Raw genomic sequence first — 16,999 nt, 5'->3', positions numbered from 1 at the left:
GCCCTAGGGCTGGCCGAGGATCTTCTTCGCGGCGCGAAGATGCGGCTTGTCGATCATCTGGCCGTCGAGCCGCAGCGTTCCGGAATTGGGATTGCTGGCAAACGCCGCGATCACTTTCTCCGCCCAGGTGCGTTCGGCTTCGGTCGGCGCGAAGGCGGCGTTGACGACGTCGACATGCTTGGGATGGATCAGCGCCTTGGCGGAAAACCCGTCGCGGCGCGCCGCGCGTGTTTAGGCCGGCGAGGTTATCGATGTCCGTATAGACGGTATCGATCGGCGCGACCTCGGCCGCGGCCGCCGCCATCAGGCAGAGATCTCGCGCGAGACGATAGGGGCTATGGAACACGCCGCCGGACGCCTTTTCGGTGGCGCCGAGCGAAGCCGAGAGATCTTCCGCGCCCCACATGAGGCCGGCGAGGCGAGGGGAGCAGCCCTTGTAGCTGCCGAGGCCGAAGATCGAGCCCGCGGTTTCGGTCGCCACGCAAACGATGCGGGTTGAGCCCAGCTCCGTGCCGGCCGCGGCTTCTAGGGCTTCGAGCCAGGTTGCGACCTGCCTTACGTCATCACCGCCCTGCGATTTCGGCAGCACGATGCCGTCGGGCTTGCCCGGCATCACCGCGGCGAGATCGGCGAGCGTTATGCCGGTGTCGAGCGCGTTGACGCGGACATAGAGCTGGTGCGGGCCGGGGCGGCCCTTCAGCATCGTGAGCGTCAACCCGCGCGCCTCCGCCTTCTTCTCGGTGACGACGGAATCCTCGAGGTCGATGATCAGCGCGTCGGCCTTGCCTTCGCTCGCCTTCTCGAATTTGCGCGGGGAATCGCCCGGCACGAACAGCATCGAACGCATCAGACCGGCCTCTTGTGCATCATCGCCATGCGGCGGCATTTGCCGACGATCTCGTCGTTCTGGTTCAAGGCATGGTGCTCGAACTCGACGATGCCGGCCTTGGGCCGCGATTTGGATTCCCGCACCGAGAGCACCTTTGTCGTCGCCCGCAACGTATCGCCATGGAAAACCGGTTTTGGAAAGGTGACGTCGGTCATGCCGAGATTGGCAACGGTGGTCCCCATGGTCGTATCATAGACCGTCATGCCGATCATGATGCCGAGGGTGTAAAGGCTGTTGAAAATGCGCTGACCGAATTCGGTCTTTTCGGCGAAATGCGCGTCGATATGCAGCGGCTGCGGATTGAGCGTCAGCAAGCTGAACATGGTGTTGTCCATCTCCGTGACGGTCCGGGTCAGCGGATGCCTGAACTCCTGGCCTACGGAAAAGTCTTCGAAATAAAGTCCGGCCATCGCGGTTTCCTCCCTGCGAAATAACGGCGCGCTCATCGCTTTACGTCGCATGACCCTATGCATGGTAGACACAGTTGATAGACAAATTCACGTATCTGTACGCGGTTTTTCGAGCTAAGAACCCAGGCAAGGGCACGTCAGGGCGCGACGCAAGCGGCCACGGCCTTTGAGCGGGGAACGCGAAGAGACGGGAGATGGCGCGGTCGCGGCTCCCAAGACGGAGATCAAGATCATGGATTTCGCGCTCACCGATCAGCAGGAAGCCATTCGCGACGCCATCGCCAAGATCTGCGAAGGCTTTCCGGATGCCTATTGGCTGAAGAAGGACCACGACGGCGGCTTCCCGCACGATTTTCATAAGGCGCTTGCCGACGCCGGCTGGCTCGGCATCTGCGTGCCGGAGGAATATGGCGGCTCGGGGCTCGGCATCACCGAAGCTGCGATCATGATGCGCACCATCGCCGAGTCCGGCGCCGGGATGTCTGGCGCATCCGCCGTGCACATCAACGTGTTCGGCCTCAATCCGGTGGTCGTGTTCGGCACCGAGGAGCAGCGAAGGCGCATGCTGCCGCCGATGGTGGAGGGCCGCGAGAAGGCGTGCTTTGCCGTCACCGAGCCCAACACCGGCCTCAACACCACGCAGCTGAAGACCCGTGCGGTCGCCAAGAACGACCGTTACATCGTCAACGGCCAGAAGGTGTGGATCTCGACCGCGCAGGTCGCGCACAAGATCCTGTTGCTGGCCCGCACCACGCCGCTGGAAGAGGTGCGCTCGCCGACCCACGGCCTCAGCCTGTTCTACACCGATTTCGACCGCACCAGAATCAAGGTCCACGAGATCGAGAAGATGGGCCGCAAGATCGTCGATTCCAACGAGCTGTTCTTCGAAGATTTTGAGATCCCGATGGAGGATCGCATCGGCGAAGAGGGCAAGGGTTTTCAGTACATCCTCGAAGGCATGAACCCCGAGCGCATCCTGATCGCGGCGGAGGCGGTTGGCCTCGGCAAGCTGGCGCTGGCGCGCGCCACTGAATATGCCAAGACGCGCGTGGTGTTCAACCGTCCGATCGGCAAGAACCAGGGCATCCAGCATCCGCTCGCGGTGAACTGGGTCGAGCTCGAGGCGGCCTGGCTGATGGTGATGTCGGCGGCCTGGCAATATGACAAGGGCATGCCCTGTGGCGCCTCAGCCAATGCCGCAAAATACCTTGCGGGCGAAGCGGGCTTCTCGGCCTGCGAGCAGGCCGTGATGACCCACGGCGGCTTCGGCTACGCCAAGGAATTCCACGTCGAGCGCTACTTGCGAGAAGTGCTGATCCCGCGCATCGCGCCGGTCAGCCCGCAGCTCGCGCTCAGCTTCATCGCGGAGAAGGTGCTGGGGCTCGCGAAGTCGTACTGAACGAGCCTTGTGGCGCAAACCAAATAGGCTCGCCTATTCGGCGGCAATCCGCTCCATCGCCATGGCGCGAAGCCTGGCGCGCTGGATCTTCACGCCGTTGGAGCTGTCGGTGACCGGGAAGGCCTCCACCACATAGATCCGGGCCGGGACCTTGTAGCCGGCGAGCCGCTCCCGCAGGCGCGCGACCAGCGTCTCCTGCATTGGCGTCTCCTTCGCCGGGATTACGAAGGCGACGCAGCGCGCCTGACCCTTGAGATCGACTGCAACCACCTGGGCGTCGGCCACACCGGCACATGATTTGAGCTCGTCCTCGATCTCGCCGGGCGCGACGAGGAAGCCGCCGAGCCGCATGGCATCGCCCGCGCGGGTCTCGTAGACGAAGGAGCCGTCGCCGCGCAGTCGGCCGATGTCGCCGGTGCGGAAGAACCCGTCCGCGGTGAGCGCATCGCGCGTCGCATCCGGATTGTTGAAATAGCCGAGGAAACTTGACGGCGCGTTGATCTCGATCTCGCCGGAAATGCCGCTAGCCGCAAGCTCGCCGGTCTCGGTGTCGCGCACGCGTACCTTTGCGTCGGCCGACATCGGCCAGCCGCCGCCCTCGATGCGGTCGGCGAAGGCATCGAGGGGGCGGGCGATCGAGAATAGGGCCTGAACCTCGCTCGACCCGTAGAGGCCGAACAGCGGCAGGCCGCGCGCCTCGGCCTCCGCGGCAAGCTCGCGCCAGCCAGGCTGGAACGCGGCGAAGCCGCAGACTTCCAGATGCGGAAACGGCCGGGGTGCATCGGTGAGGGCGAGGATGCGCCGGAACATCTCGTCGGAGCCGAAGGCGTGCGTGATCTTGTGCTCGCCGAGGATCTTCAGCGCCGGCGCCGCCTCGAAGGCGTCGAGCACGTGGACGGTCGCACCCGCCGCGACGAAGCCGAGCAGGCTCGTCATGCCGAAGGTGCCGCAGAACGGCAGCATGGCCAGCAGCGAATGACGCTGCGGATGAAGCTGCAGCGCGCGAGCAACGCAGCTCGCGTGCGTGGTGAGCGTCCGCTGCGAATGCGCGACGAGCTTCGGCCCCTTGGTGGTGCCCGATGTCGTGTAGAGCAGCACCGGCAGGTCGATGTTGTCCTGGGCCAGCGGGACGGGCGGATAAGGCCTGTCGAAAGCATCGAACCGCACACAGGGCCAGTGCGCCGGGATCGCATCCGCGCCGATCACCGCGAGCCGTTGCAGCGCGGGCACCTCGTCCTTGGCGATGTCGGTGAGGATCGCGGCAAAATCCACCGAGCGGAATGCGGCCTCGACCACCATCAGCCTGGCGCCGGACAAACGAAGCAAATGCGCGACTTCCGCGCTCCGGTAGCGTGTATTGACGGCCGCGACGATCGCGCCACATCTTGCGGCGGCGAATAGCAGCGCGACCCATTCGATCCGGTTGACCAGCCAGACTGCGACCACGTCGCCCTTGCCGATGCCTTGTGCCGCAAGCCAGGCCGCGGTCGCCTCGATCTTGGCTGCCAATTCCGCGCGCGAGACTGGCGTGCCGTCGCATACGAAGGCGGGATTGGCGGCGGCCTCGGTCCGGATCAGCGATTGCAGCGAAGACGCATTGGCACTCATGGCAAGGGGAGTAACCCGATCGCGCCAACCTGTCTACTTGGTGCCGAACATCCGGTCGCCGGCATCGCCCAGGCCCGGCACGATGTAGCCGTGGTCGTTGAGCCGCTCGTCGATCGCGGCGGTCCAGATCGGCACGTCCGGGTGTTCGCTCTGGAACTGGGCGATGCCCTCGGGCGCGGCCAGAAGGCACACGAAGCGGATGTCGCGGGCGCCGCGGGCCTTGAGCAGGGAGGCACCGGCGCAGGCCGAGTTGCCGGTCGCCAGCATCGGATCCATCAGGATCACGGCGCGGTCGGACAGGTCCTGCGGCGCCTTGAAGTAATATTCCACGGCCTGCAACGTCTCGGGGTCGCGGTAGAGCCCGATATGGGCGATGCGCGCCGAGGGCATCAGCGCCAGCATGCCGTCGAGGAAGCCGACGCCGGCGCGCAGGATCGGCGCCAGCGTGAGCTTCTTGCCGGCGATCTTGGGCGCCTGCATCGGTGCGATCGGCGTTTCAATATCGACCAGCTCCAGCGGCAAATCACGCGTCACCTCGTAGCCGAGCAGCATCCCGATCTCGTTCAGGATCTCGCGAAAGCTCTTGGTCGAGCGATCCTTCTCCCGCATCAGCGAGAGCTTGTGCTGGACTAGGGGGTGGGCGACGACGTTGACGGTGCTGATGCTCATGAAACCGCTCTACACGTTTCCCTGGAATTGCGCCAGATCGGCCGGGTCTTTTCCGTCGGACAGGCGGCGTCAACCGGGCATCGCCACCGCGCTGCGCGCCCGGTTGCTCGCCTCATAGGCAGCCATGGTCAGTTCACGGTCGATCGCAATCCGCATCGCGTCCGTGGCCGGTTGGCGCAGGCGCTGCTTCGCGGTCGCATGCGACGGCTTGTGGATCGCGCGCAACGCCGCGACGATCTCCTCAAGGGCTTTGTCGACGGCTTCGGGCGCAACCACCCGATCGAGGAAGCCGGCGGTCAACGCCTCCTCGGGCTCGTACATCTCGCCGAGCGTGACGGTGCGGCTGAGCCAGGCCGGATGCAGGCGGCTGCGCGCGAGCTCGATGGCAAAGCTCGGCGGCGCGATGCCGATCGCGACCTCGTTCAGCCCCATGCGATGCGGTCCGCGCGCGCCCAGCCTGACGTCGCAGGCGAGCAGCAGGAACGCCCCCATCGGAAAGGCGTGACCTTCCATCACGCCGACGATCGGATGCGGAAACGACATCAGCCGCAGCGCAAGCTCGGCGCCGGCGCGGACCATCTCGAGGCTCTTGGCGGCATCGCCCGAGCCGAACACTTTGAGATCGAAGCCGGCCGAGAAGATGCCGGGCCGCGCCGAGCGCAGCACCACGATCTCGGCTTCCTTTTCGGCCCGGTCGAAGGCCGCGCCGATCTCGCCCAGCATCGTGGTCGACATCACATTGACCTTGCCGTCGTCGAGCCCGATCCGCGCGACGCCGTCGCTCACCTCAAAACTCACTCCCATTGGCATTTGCCTCTCCTGTCATGAACCAGGCTTGACTGTCGGAGGCTGATGTAGACCAATCAATATAATTTCGTGCGAGGGGGGAGAGCGCCATGCCGGCCGTGCCAAAACACCGCCAGCCCATCATCAATGCCGCGGTGACACTGTTCCGCCGCCAGGGCTATGCCCGGACCGGGCTGAACGACATCGTCGACGTCAGCGGTGCGCCGAAGGGCTCGCTCTACCATTACTTTCCGAATGGAAAGTCCTCGATCGCGGTGGCGGCCGTGGAGGAGGCGGGCCGCCGCGTCGCGGCGACGGTCGCCAGGCTCGCGGAAGAGTGCGGCTCGACCGCCGACCTCTTGCGAGCGCATGCAAGACTATTGGCGGGCTGGATGCAGGGCTCCGGCTTTCGCAACGGCTGCCCGATTACGACCGTGCTGCTCGAGCTTGCGCCGCGCGAGCGCGCCTTGTCCGATGCCGGCCGCAAGGCCTATGCGGCGCGACTGTCGATCCTGCGCGACAAGCTTGTCGCTGACGGCTTCGTCAGATCTCGCGCGGAAACGCTTGCGGTGCTCTGCACGTCGGCGCTCCAGGGCGCGTTGATCCAGGCCCGGGTCGAGCGCAGCGGCCGGCCGATCGAGGTCACCGCGGCGGAATTGGCGCGGCTGATCGAGCGGGAAGCGAGGAACTAGACGCCGAGCCCGCGCGCGACAAGCGTGATCACGAGCGTCAGGATCGCGCCCCAGATCAGGCTCAGCGTCATGGTCAGGATGGTGATTGTGACCACATGCTCGAGATTTCCCTTGAGGAGCGGCATGGTGGTCAATCCCCGAGATGCCAGAAATAGATGGCGGCTCTTAGCGCGATCAGGGCGGTGAGAACGCTGCCCATCGAGAGTACGGTCAGCGCATGCAGCGCGAGGCGCTCGAGCCGGGCTCTGCGCATCTTCGAGAGCCCTGACTGGCGTTGGGCCCAGTGAAGCGATTGTTCAAAGCGATGTGTCAGCATCGGCATTTTCCGGGATCCTTCTGTCAGGAGGCTTCAACTGAAATTGTCGCAGACGGCTGGCTCGCACAGCGGATCCAGCAGGGGACGAACGGAAGGAACGCTTGGCCGCGGCACGTCCGCAGCCGATGTCCGGACCTCGATGAAGGCCGACAGCAGAGCCAGCGCGAGGTCGGAATGGCGCGCCTCGACAGCGGCATCCAGCCAGTCCGGCAGCTCGCGTTCGCGCGACAGCGCACAATGCCATTCGCCCTCGTCATAGGCGAGGCGACGGACCTGCCACATCGGCAGCTCGAGCTCGATCAGCGCCAGCGCCACATCGGCCCAGGCTTCAACGTCGATCAGGCGCATGATGCGTGCGGCGCGTTCGCCTTGGCCGAGTGAGGGGACGCGCCGGCAGGCGTGCGCAATGATGTCGAGCATCAACGGCCGGGTCATCGCCGGTGCCGCGCGAAGCTGCTGGTCGAGGGAAGGTGGGGCGAGGCGTCGGAGAGGGGCGGTCATGTCAGGCCTCCTGGAATTGGTGTCGGTCAGTCGGCCGGCATTGCCAGGATGGGCCCCAAAGGCATTTGAAAACGAGATGGGGAAGAGGGGGGAGATATAGGGATTTCATAAGTGCGGGAGAGGCGGGGTGGCTCGCCATTCTCCACCGTCGTCCCGGATCTGCGTTTCGCTTGTCCGGGACGACAGTGAGGTTGCCTCGCGAGCAGCACCGCCGCTTTTATGAGATTCCTATATCTTCGCCATAGGCCTCATCTCGAAAACCTATGCCTGCGCTGGCATTTCAGCACGGTCAAAAGTCCCGGCTGTCATGCGTGGACGTGCCTTCCATGTCCTTCGCGAGCCAGCCGGGTCACCGAGAGAAGGTTGCGCCGGACTTAAGCGACGCAACGAGGAGCAATCCGATGATGGACATTCTGATGCTGGCGCTGGGCTTCGTCTTCTTCGCCCTCGCCATCGGCTACACCTACGCCTGCGAACGGCTGTGACGGAGCAACCCATGATCTTCGATTATGCGCTCGCCGGTGCCGTCTCGTTCGGTCTGCTGCTCTACCTCACTTACGCGCTGCTGCGGCCCGAGCGGTTCTGACCCGTGCTGCTGCTCGTCGAATTGCTGCTGGCGGACACTGTGCTCGTCGCCTGCCTGCTAACGGTGCTCCTGCCCCTGTTGCGCCGGACACCAAGCCTGAAGGGTTGATTCCATGACTGTGATCGGTTGGCTCCAGATCATTCTGTTCTGCGCCATTATTGTTGCGCTGACCAAGCCGCTCGGCTGGTACATGACGCGCGTATTTAACGGCGAGCGGACGTTCCTGTCGCCGGTGCTGCGCCCGATCGAGGCCGGCGTGTACTGGATTTCCGGCGTTGACGAGAAGCGCGAGCAGCATTGGCTGACCTACACGGTCTCCATGTTGCTGTTCCATGTTGGCGGCTTCCTCGTCATCTACTGCGTGATGCGGCTTCAGGCCGTATTGCCCTTCAATCCGGCCGGGCAGGGCGCGGTCGCCGAGGATCTTTCCTTCAACACCGCGGTCTCCTTCATCACCAACACCAACTGGCAGAACTACGGCGGCGAGAGCACGCTGTCCTATCTCGTCCAGATGCTCGGCCTGACGCACCAGAACTTCCTGTCGGCCGCAACCGGCATCGTGCTGGCGATGGCCCTGATCCGCGGCTTCTCGCGCGCCTCGATGCGCACAGTCGGCAATTTCTGGGTCGACGTCACCCGCTGCACGCTCTACGTGCTGCTGCCGATCTGCGTCGTCTACACGCTGTTCCTGGTCTGGCAGGGCATCCCGCAGACGCTCGGCCCGTATATCGAGGCGACCACGCTCGAAGGCGCCAAGCAGACCATTGCGCTCGGCCCGGTCGCTTCCCAGGTGGCGATCAAGATGCTCGGCACCAATGGCGGCGGCTTCTTCAACGCCAACGCGGCGCACCCGTTCGAGAATCCGACCGCGCTGTCGAATTTCGTGCAGATGCTGTCGATCTTCGCGCTCGGCGCCGCAATGACCAACGTGTTCGGCCGTACGGTCGGCAACCAGCGCCAGGGCTGGGCGATCCTGTCCGTGATGGGCGTGCTGTTCGTCGCAGGCGTCGCCATCACCTATTGGGCGGAAGCGAACGGAACCTCGATGCTCCACGCGCTGGGCCTGACCGGCGGCAACATGGAGGGCAAGGAGGTCCGCTTCGGCATCGTCGCGTCCTCGCTGTTCGCGGTCGTCACCACCGCCGCGTCGTGCGGTGCCGTCAACGCCATGCATGACAGCTTCACCGCGCTCGGCGGCATGATCCCGCTGATCAACATCGAGCTCGGCGAGATCATCGTCGGCGGCGTCGGCGCCGGCATGTACGGCATGCTGCTGTTCGTCATCCTCGCGATCTTCGTCGCCGGACTGATGGTCGGCCGCACCCCGGAATATGTCGGCAAGAAGATCGAGGCCCGCGAGGTCAAGATGGCGATGCTGGCCATCCTGGTGCTGCCGCTGATGATCCTCGGCTGGACCGCCGTCGGCGTGGTCTATCCGGCGGCCGTCGCCTCGATGGCGAATGCCGGCCCGCATGGCTTCACCGAAGTGCTCTATGCCTTCACCTCGGCGGCCGGAAACAACGGCTCGGCTTTCGCAGGCCTCACCGGCAACACCTTCTTCTACAACCTCACGCTCGCAAGCGCGATGTTCGTCGGCCGCTTCTTCATGATCGTCCCCGCCATGGCGATCGCGGGCTCGCTCGCGGAGAAGAAGTCGATCCCGCCGTCGACGGGCACGTTCCCGACCACCGGCGGCCTGTTCGTCGGCCTCGTCGCCGGCGTCATCCTGATCATGGGCGGCCTGACCTTCTTCCCGGCGCTCGCGCTCGGCCCGATCGTCGAACATCTGGCGATGAACGCCGGCAACCTCTTCTGATTGTCTGGAGTGACCTCCATGGATACGATGAAACTGCAAAAACGTGCTGCCGTTTCGGCAATGCTCGACCCTGGGATCGTGATGCCTGCGATCCGCGCCTCCTTCACCAAGCTCAGCCCGCGGCTGATGGTGAAGAACCCCGTGATGTTCGTGGTCGAAATCGTGGCCGCGCTGACGACGGTGATCTTCCTGCGCGACGTCGTCACCGGCGGCTCAGGCCTCGGCTTCACCTTCCAGATCATCGTCTGGCTCTGGTTCACGGTGCTGTTCGCCAATTTCGCCGAAGCGGTGGCCGAAGGCCGCGGCAAGGCGCAGGCCGACTCGCTGCGCAAGACCCGCACCGAGAGCCAGGCCAAGCTCCTGACGGGTGTCGGCCGGGCCTTCGAGCTGGTACCGGGTACGAGCCTGAAGGTCGGCGACATCGTGCTGGTCGAGGCCGGCGACACCATTCCCTCCGACGGCGAGGTGATCGAGGGCGTCGCCTCCGTCAACGAGGCCGCCATCACCGGCGAGTCCGCGCCCGTCATTCGCGAATCCGGCGGCGATCGTTCCGCGGTGACCGGCGGCACGCAGGTGCTGTCCGACTGGATCCGAGTCCGCATCACGGCGGCCCAGGGCTCGACCTTCATCGACCGCATGATCAAGCTGGTCGAGGGTGCCGAGCGGCAGAAGACGCCGAACGAGATCGCGCTCAACATCCTGCTCGCCGGCCTCACCATCATCTTCGTGTTCGCCACCGTCACCATTCCGAGCTACGCGGCCTATGCCGGCGGCTCGATCTCGGTGATCGTGCTGGTCGCGCTGTTCGTGACGCTGATCCCGACCACGATCGGTGCGCTGTTGTCGGCGATCGGCATCGCCGGCATGGACCGCCTGGTGCGCTTCAACGTGCTGGCGATGTCCGGCCGCGCCGTCGAGGCTGCCGGCGACGTCGACACGCTGCTGCTCGACAAGACCGGAACCATCACGCTCGGCAACCGCCAGGCGACCGCCTTCCGCCCAGTGCGCGGCGTGACCGAGCAGGAGCTCGCCGACGCAGCTCAGCTCGCCTCGCTTGCCGACGAGACGCCGGAAGGCCGTTCCATCGTGGTGCTGGCAAAGGAGAAATACGGCATCCGCGGCCGCGACATGGCGGAGCTTGGCGCGACTTTCATCCCGTTCACGGCGCAGACCCGCATGAGCGGCGTCGATGCCGGCGGCTCGTCGGTGCGCAAGGGCGCGGTCGATGCGATGCTGAACTATGTCGGCGGCGGCGCACCGATGGCGGTCGCCTCCGGCAACACCGCGCGGGCGATCCAGCCGGCGGCATTGTCGGACCTCGGTCGCGAGATCCAGGCCATTGCTGATGAAGTATCGAAGTCCGGCGGCACGCCGCTGGCGGTCGCGAGGGACGGCAAGCTGCTCGGCGTCATCCAGCTCAAGGACATCGTCAAGGGCGGTATCCGCGAGCGTTTTGCCGAGCTGCGCCGCATGGGCATTCGCACCATCATGATCACCGGCGACAACCCGATGACGGCGGCTGCCATCGCAGCGGAGGCAGGGGTCGACGACTTCCTGGCGCAAGCCACCCCCGAAGACAAGCTCAAGCTGATCCGCGACGAGCAGGCCAAGGGCAAGCTGGTTGCGATGTGCGGCGACGGCACCAATGACGCGCCGGCGCTTGCGCAGGCCGACGTCGGTGTCGCCATGAACACCGGCACCCAGGCCGCCCGCGAGGCCGGCAACATGGTCGATCTCGATTCCAACCCGACCAAGCTGATCGAGGTCGTCGAGATCGGCAAGCAGCTTCTGATGACGCGCGGCGCGCTGACGACGTTCTCGATCGCCAATGACGTCGCAAAGTATTTTGCGATCATTCCGGCGATGTTTTTGGCATTTTATCCCCAGCTCAACGTACTCAACGTCATGAACCTGTCGAGCCCGCAGAGCGCCATCCTGTCGGCGATCATCTTCAACGCACTCATCATCATCGCGCTGATTCCGCTGGCGCTGAAGGGCGTTGCCTACCGCGCGGTCGGTGCCGGCGCGCTGCTCCGGCGCAACCTCCTGATCTACGGCCTCGGCGGCATCGTCATTCCCTTCATCGGTATCAAGGCAATCGACCTCGTCGTCACCGCCTTGCACCTGGCTTGACCGTCCTGGCGCGGCGCAAGGCGCCGCGCGCCATGACGAAGACTTAGGAGACCAACATGCTCAGAGAAATCCGCCCCGCCATCGTCCTCTTGCTGGTGCTCACGGCCATCACCGGCCTTGCCTATCCGCTGGCGATGACGGCCATCGCCGGCGCGCTCTTCCCTGCGCAGGCCCAAGGCAGCCTGATCGAGAAGGACGGCAAGGTGATCGGCTCCGCCTTGATCGGGCAGGAGTTCAGGGACGACAAATACTTCCACGGCCGTCCCTCGGCGACGGTTGCGCCGGACCCCAATGATTCGACCAAGACGGTGCCCGCGCCCTACAACGCCGCCAATTCGGGCGGCGCCAATCTCGGCCCGACCAGCAAGGCGCTGGCCGACCGGCTCAGGGAAGATGTAGACAAGCTCAAGGCCGAGAATCCGAGCGCTACCGTGCCGGTCGACCTGGTGACGACGTCGGCCAGCGGCCTCGATCCTGATATCTCGCCGGAAGCGGCGCAATTCCAGGTGCCGCGCGTGGCCAAGGCGCGGAATATGCCGGAGGATCAGGTCAAGCAGATCGTGACCGCCAATACCGAAGGCCGCTTGCTCGGTCTGATTGGCGAACCCAGGGTTAACGTTCTGGCACTGAATCTCTCGCTGGATCGCGCCGCCGCCAAGTAGCGGTCTAGGCTCGCGTCACGCAGTTGATTATATTGGAAAAATGGTCCGAGAGCGCCGCGATCCCGAACAACGTCCGTCGCCCGAGGCGCTGCTGGAAGCGGCGCGGCGGGAAGGGAGCGCGAGCGGCAAGCTGAAGATCTTTGTCGGCGCCGCCCCCGGCGTCGGCAAGACGTACGAGATGCTGCAAAGCGCTCACGCCAAGCGCAAGTCCGGCATCGACGTCGTGGTCGGCTTCGTCGAGACCCACGGCCGCGCCGAGACCGAGGCGCTGGTGCGCGGGCTCGAGATGGTCCCGCGCAAGCGGCTGGACTATCGCGGGCAGATCGTCGAAGAGATGGACCTCGATGCGGTGATCGCGCGTCGGCCGCAGATTGCTTTGGTCGACGAGCTCGCCCACACCAATGCGGCGGGCAGCCGCCATCCCAAGCGCTATCTCGACGTCGAGGAGTTGCTGTCCCACGGCATCGACGTCTACACCGCCGTCAACATCCAGCACATCGAGAGCCTGAACGACGTCGTCGCGCAGATCACCCATGTCAGGGTGCGCGAGACCGTGCCGGACTCGGTGTTCGATCGCGCCGACGCGATCGAGCTGATCGACCTCACGCCCGACGATTTGATCCAGCGCCTCAAGGAGGGCAAGGTCTATGTGCCCAAGCAGGCCGAGCGTGCTCTGGAGCATTATTTCTCGCCGGGGAACCTGACGGCGTTGCGCGAGCTCGCTTTGCGCCGCACGGCGGAGCGGGTCGACGAGCAGCTCCTCAACCACATGCAGGCCAATGCGATTCCCGGGCCCTGGGCTGCGGGCGAGCGCATTCTCGTCTGCGTCAGCGAGGATCCGCGCGCGGCCGGTCTCGTCCGCTACACCAAGCGGCTGGCCGACCGGCTGCATGCGCCATTCACCGCGGTTTCGATCGAGACGCGGCGATCGCTGCAATTGTCCGACGAGCAGCGCGACCGGCTGGCCGATACGCTGCGGCTCGCGGAATCGCTCGGCGGCGAGGCGTTGACGATTCCGGCGGTCGGTCGCCGCATCGCCGATGACGTCGTCAGTTTCGCGCAAGGCAACAACGTCACCCAGATCGTGATCGGCAAGTCGACCCGCTCGCGCTGGTTCGAGATGACACGCGGCTCCGTCGTGCACGATTTGGTGCGCCGCGCCGGCAACATCACGGTTCATGTCATCGCCGGCGACGAGCTGCCGGGCGAAGCGGCGCCCAAGACGGCGGTGCAAACCGCCGTGCGGTCCGAGCCGTTCAATCCGTTGCCATATCTGAAGGCGCTCGGCATCGTGCTGATCGGCCTTGGCGCCGCCGAGCTGATTCAGCCGCGGTTCGGCATCGAGAACGTCGACCTCGTGCTACTCACGGCGGTGGTGGCGGTCGCGGTCCGCTACGGACTATGGCCGTCGCTGCTGGCGACTGTCGCAGCCTCGCTCTGTTACAATTTCTTCTTCCTGCCGCCGATCCACACCTTCACGATCACCGACCCGACCAACGTCGCCGCCTTCGTGCTGTTCATGGTGGTCGCGATGATTGTCTCCAATGTCGCGGCGCGCGTGCGCACCCAGGCCGATGCCGCCATCGGCCGGATCAGGATGAGCGAGCAGCTCTACGCCTTCAGCCGCAAGCTCGCCGGCACCGCGACGCTCGACGATGTGCTGTGGGCGACGGCCTACCAGATCGCGTTGATGCTGAAAGTCCGGGTGGTGTTGCTGCTGCCGGAAGAAGGTCTGCTCACGGTGAAATCCGGCTATCCGCCCGAGGACGAGCTCGATCAGGCCGATCTTGCCGCCGCCAACTGGGCCTGGAGCAACGACCGCCCCGCCGGCCGCGGCTCGGATACGCTGCCGGGTGCAAAGCGGCTGTTCCTGCCGATGCGCACCGGGCGCGGCCCGATCGGCGTCATCGGCATCGACGACGACCGTACCGGTCCGCTGCTGACACCGGACCAGCGCCGCCTGCTTGACGCGCTGGTCGATCAGGGCGCGCTGGCGGTCGAGCGCGTGCTGCTGGTCGAGGACATGGACCGCGTCAAGCGCACCGTCGAGTCCGAGCGGCTGCACTCGGCGCTCCTGACCTCGATCTCCCATGATCTGAAGACGCCGCTCGCCTCGGTGCTGGGGGCGGCCTCCACCATGCGCGATCTCGCCGGCGCCCTCTCCGACACCGAGAAGCGCGACCTGCTCGCGACCGTGATCGACGAATCCGAGCGGCTCAACCGCTTCATCGCCAACCTGCTCGACATGACCAAGCTCGAATCGGGCGCCATCGTGCCCAACGCGGCGCTACATGATCTCAGCGAGATCGTGGGTAGCGCGCTGCGGCGTGCAGCCAAGATTCTCACCGCGCACGAGGTCGAGCTGGTGCTGGCCGCCGATCTGCCGATGCTGCAGCTCGATGCGGTGCTGTTCGAGCAGGTGCTGTTCAACCTGCTCGACAATGCCGCGAAATATTCGCCACCCGAGACCACCATCTCGATCCGCAGCCGGCGTGACAGCGATCATGTCGTGCTCGAGATCGCGGACGAGGGGGCCGGCATTCCGCCTGACGAGCTCGATAGCGTGTTCGACAAGTTCTACCGTGTGCAGAAAGGCGATCATGTCCGTCCCGGCACGGGGCTCGGGCTCGCCATCTCGCGTGGCTTCGTCGAGGCGATGCGGGGCACGATCTCGGCCGCCAACCGCAGCGACCGCAGTGGCGCTGTCCTCACCATCCGTCTTCCCGTTCCGGCAGAGAGCCGCGCATTGGATACCGCCGCATGAGCGCTGCGCCGATCAAGGTCCTGGTCATCGACGACGAGCCGCCGATCCGCAAATTGCTGCGGATGGGGCTGACGACGCAAGGCTATGAGATCCTGGAAGCGTCGAACGGCAAGATCGCGCTGGAGAAGCTCGTTGAGGAGCCCGCGCTGATCATCCTCGATCTCGGCCTGCCCGACGTGCAGGGACACGAACTGCTGCGCACCATCCGTGCCCGCAACGAAGGCGTGCCGATCGTGGTGCTGTCGAGCCGCGGCGACGAAGCCGGCAAGGTGCAGGCGCTCGATCTCGGCGCCGACGATTATCTGACCAAGCCGTTCGGCATGGACGAGCTTCTGGCCCGCCTGCGCGCCGCGCTGCGGCACCAGCTCCAGGTCCAGGGCGAGCGCCCGGTGTTTCGCAGCGGCGATCTCTCGGTCGATCTCGTCCGCCGCATCGTCAAGGCCGGCGAGCGTGAGATAAAGCTGTCGCCGAAGGAATACGACCTGCTGCGCGTGCTGGTGCAGCACGCCGGCAAGGTGCTCACCCACCGCTTTCTGCTGAAGGAGCTGTGGGACGAATTGACCGACGCGCAGTATTTGCGCGTCTATGTCCGCCAGCTCCGCCAGAAGATCGAAGCTGATCCCGAGCGGCCGCAATATGTGCTGACCGAGACGGGGATCGGGTACCGGTTGAAGGCGGGGGATTAGGCTCCGACTTCGACAGTCGTAGGGTGGGCAAAGGCGCAAAGCGCCGTGCCCACCATTCTCGCGATTTTGATAAAGGTGGTGGGCACGCTTCGCTTTGCCCACCCTACGATATCGAGTGCTGGGCGAGCAGTTTCCTCAACCCGCCTTCCTGTGCCGCGCCGTGGACCGATGCGCCTTCTTCGCGGTTCGCTGCCGTCCGGTCGCGCGGCGGGCATGCGACTTCGCCGCCGTCTTCTTGCCGCCACGCCCCTTCAGGCTCTGCTTCAGCGCATCCATCAGGCTGACGACGTTGCTGGGCCGTTCCTCGGGCTCCGGCAGCTCGATCTTCTTGCCGCTGGCCTTGCGTTTCACCAGCGCCTTCAGCGCGTTCTCGTACTCGTCCTTGAACTTGCCGGGGTCGAAATGGGCGGCCTTGGTCTGGAGGATGTGGCCGGCAAGCTCGACCATGTCCTTGGTGATCTTCGGGCTCTTGATATCGTCGAAGAACTGGTCCTCGTCGCGCAGCTCGTAAGGAAAGCGCAGCGTGGTGCCGAGCAGGCCCTTGCCGAGCGGCTCGATCGCCATGATGTGTTCGCGGTTGGTGAGCACGATCTTGGCGAGCGCCACCCGTTCCTGGTCCTTCATGGCGTCGCGGATCACCGCAAACGCATCGACCGCGGCCTTGCCGTCGGGTGCAAGATAATAGGGATGGTTGAGGTAACGCTGGTCGATCTCATCGCTCGGCACGAAGCTCTCGATGTCGATGGTATGGTTGCTCTCGATCTGGACCGCCTCGAGCTCCTCCGGCTCGATCTCGACATATTTGCCCTTGCGCAGCTCGTAGCCGCGGCCCTTCTGGTCGCTCTCGACGACATCGCCGGTCTCGGCATCGATCATCTGCTGCTTGAGTCGGTTGCCGGTCTCGCGGTTGATCAGGTGAAACCGCGTCTTCTCGGCCGCAGTGGTCGCCGGATAAAGCACGACCGGACAGCTGACCAGCGAGAGCTTCAACGTTCCCTTCCAATAGGCGCGCGGGGCCATTCCATTCTCCAGCGTTTTCAAGGCGTTTTGGAACCCCAACCGCCCCGCGGGGTTTTGGTTCC

The 16,999-nt window shown here is 65.1% G+C and carries 17 protein-coding genes and 1 pseudogene; 9 read left to right on the top strand and 9 right to left on the bottom strand.

All coding sequences use genetic code 11. From position 1 onward, the window contains the following. Nucleotides 1-3: 3 nt before the first annotated feature. Nucleotides 4-847: pseudogene (locus GGD61_RS11240) on the bottom strand (HpcH/HpaI aldolase/citrate lyase family protein). After that, the gene (locus tag GGD61_RS11235; protein WP_338313716.1) at nucleotides 847-1,350 is read right to left on the bottom strand and encodes a MaoC family dehydratase; all 504 of its coding nucleotides are present in this window, start codon (nucleotides 1,348-1,350) and stop codon (nucleotides 847-849) included. Before GGD61_RS11235 ends, GGD61_RS11240 begins: the two are co-directional and overlap by 1 nt. Before the next feature lie 181 nt (nucleotides 1,351-1,531). On the opposite strand from GGD61_RS11235, the gene GGD61_RS11230 reads away from it, so the two are divergent. Next, nucleotides 1,532-2,698: an acyl-CoA dehydrogenase family protein gene (locus tag GGD61_RS11230; RefSeq protein WP_183230694.1), complete on the top strand. Its 1,167-nt coding sequence runs from the start codon at nucleotides 1,532-1,534 to the stop codon at nucleotides 2,696-2,698. Nucleotides 2,699-2,731: 33 nt separating this feature from the next. Here GGD61_RS11230 and GGD61_RS11225 read toward each other — a convergent pair whose 3' ends face one another. From GGD61_RS11225 to GGD61_RS11215, 3 genes are all read right to left on the bottom strand, one after another. Next, nucleotides 2,732-4,306, bottom strand: coding sequence for an AMP-binding protein (locus GGD61_RS11225; protein WP_183230693.1), 1,575 nt, complete (start codon nucleotides 4,304-4,306; stop codon nucleotides 2,732-2,734). Between the two features lie 33 nt (nucleotides 4,307-4,339). Further along, entirely contained in the window at nucleotides 4,340-4,975 is a 636-nt protein-coding gene (gene upp / locus GGD61_RS11220) for a uracil phosphoribosyltransferase (protein ID WP_092253704.1), read from the bottom strand. Nucleotides 4,976-5,044: 69 nt separating this feature from the next. Beyond that, entirely contained in the window at nucleotides 5,045-5,785 is a 741-nt protein-coding gene (locus GGD61_RS11215; RefSeq protein WP_183230692.1) for a crotonase/enoyl-CoA hydratase family protein, read from the bottom strand. A gap of 86 nt (nucleotides 5,786-5,871) precedes the next feature. On the opposite strand from GGD61_RS11215, the gene GGD61_RS11210 reads away from it, so the two are divergent. Next, nucleotides 5,872-6,453, top strand: a complete 582-nt coding sequence (locus GGD61_RS11210; RefSeq protein ID WP_092253701.1) for a TetR/AcrR family transcriptional regulator — start codon at nucleotides 5,872-5,874, stop codon at nucleotides 6,451-6,453. Here GGD61_RS11210 and GGD61_RS41235 read toward each other — a convergent pair. From GGD61_RS41235 to GGD61_RS11200, 3 genes are read right to left on the bottom strand one after another with little or no spacing between them, the layout of a single operon-like run. Then, nucleotides 6,450-6,578: a hypothetical protein gene (locus tag GGD61_RS41235; RefSeq protein WP_256375091.1), complete on the bottom strand. Its 129-nt coding sequence runs from the start codon at nucleotides 6,576-6,578 to the stop codon at nucleotides 6,450-6,452. The genes GGD61_RS11210 and GGD61_RS41235 overlap by 4 nt on opposite strands. 5 nt (nucleotides 6,579-6,583) lie before the next feature. Then, nucleotides 6,584-6,775 carry a hypothetical protein gene (locus tag GGD61_RS11205; protein ID WP_092253699.1) on the bottom strand — a complete coding sequence of 64 codons (192 nt, stop codon included), beginning with the start codon at nucleotides 6,773-6,775 and terminating at the stop codon, nucleotides 6,584-6,586. A gap of 27 nt (nucleotides 6,776-6,802) precedes the next feature. Beyond that, entirely contained in the window at nucleotides 6,803-7,270 is a 468-nt protein-coding gene (locus tag GGD61_RS11200) for a hypothetical protein (RefSeq protein ID WP_092253697.1), read from the bottom strand. A 326-nt stretch (nucleotides 7,271-7,596) separates the two neighbouring features. Here GGD61_RS11200 and GGD61_RS11195 point away from each other — a divergent pair, with 326 nt between their 5' ends. The 7 genes from GGD61_RS11195 to GGD61_RS11165 all read left to right on the top strand — a co-directional run bounded on the left by GGD61_RS11195 (nucleotide 7,597) and on the right by GGD61_RS11165 (nucleotide 15,917). Beyond that, the gene (locus GGD61_RS11195) at nucleotides 7,597-7,755 is read left to right on the top strand and encodes a hypothetical protein (protein WP_177236946.1); all 159 of its coding nucleotides are present in this window, start codon (nucleotides 7,597-7,599) and stop codon (nucleotides 7,753-7,755) included. Between the two features lie 11 nt (nucleotides 7,756-7,766). Then, the gene (locus GGD61_RS11190) at nucleotides 7,767-7,856 is read left to right on the top strand and encodes a K(+)-transporting ATPase subunit F (RefSeq protein ID WP_049814895.1); all 90 of its coding nucleotides are present in this window, start codon (nucleotides 7,767-7,769) and stop codon (nucleotides 7,854-7,856) included. A gap of 112 nt (nucleotides 7,857-7,968) precedes the next feature. Beyond that, the gene (gene kdpA, locus GGD61_RS11185; protein ID WP_092253695.1) at nucleotides 7,969-9,672 is read left to right on the top strand and encodes a potassium-transporting ATPase subunit KdpA; all 1,704 of its coding nucleotides are present in this window, start codon (nucleotides 7,969-7,971) and stop codon (nucleotides 9,670-9,672) included. Nucleotides 9,673-9,690: 18 nt separating this feature from the next. Next, nucleotides 9,691-11,805, top strand: a complete 2,115-nt coding sequence (kdpB, locus tag GGD61_RS11180) for a potassium-transporting ATPase subunit KdpB (RefSeq protein WP_092253693.1) — start codon at nucleotides 9,691-9,693, stop codon at nucleotides 11,803-11,805. Between the two features lie 56 nt (nucleotides 11,806-11,861). After that, on the top strand, nucleotides 11,862-12,467 hold the full coding sequence (locus GGD61_RS11175; protein ID WP_092253691.1) for a K(+)-transporting ATPase subunit C: 606 nt from the start codon (nucleotides 11,862-11,864) through the stop codon (nucleotides 12,465-12,467). Nucleotides 12,468-12,507: 40 nt separating this feature from the next. Continuing rightward, the gene (locus GGD61_RS11170) at nucleotides 12,508-15,231 is read left to right on the top strand and encodes a sensor histidine kinase KdpD (RefSeq protein ID WP_183230691.1); all 2,724 of its coding nucleotides are present in this window, start codon (nucleotides 12,508-12,510) and stop codon (nucleotides 15,229-15,231) included. After that, a complete protein-coding gene (locus GGD61_RS11165; RefSeq protein ID WP_092253687.1) occupies nucleotides 15,228-15,917 on the top strand; it encodes a response regulator in 690 nt (229 codons plus the stop codon). The genes GGD61_RS11170 and GGD61_RS11165 overlap by 4 nt, the downstream gene beginning before the upstream one ends. A gap of 135 nt (nucleotides 15,918-16,052) precedes the next feature. Here GGD61_RS11165 and GGD61_RS11160 read toward each other — a convergent pair whose 3' ends face one another. Next, a complete protein-coding gene (locus GGD61_RS11160; protein ID WP_018318512.1) occupies nucleotides 16,053-16,937 on the bottom strand; it encodes a Ku protein in 885 nt (294 codons plus the stop codon). Nucleotides 16,938-16,999 lie beyond the last annotated feature (62 nt).

It is taken from the genome of Bradyrhizobium sp. SBR1B, from assembly GCF_014198205.1.
In the GTDB taxonomy this organism is placed as follows: Bacteria; Pseudomonadota; Alphaproteobacteria; order Rhizobiales; family Xanthobacteraceae; genus Bradyrhizobium.
This window is presented reverse-complemented; position numbering and strand designations above follow the sequence as displayed.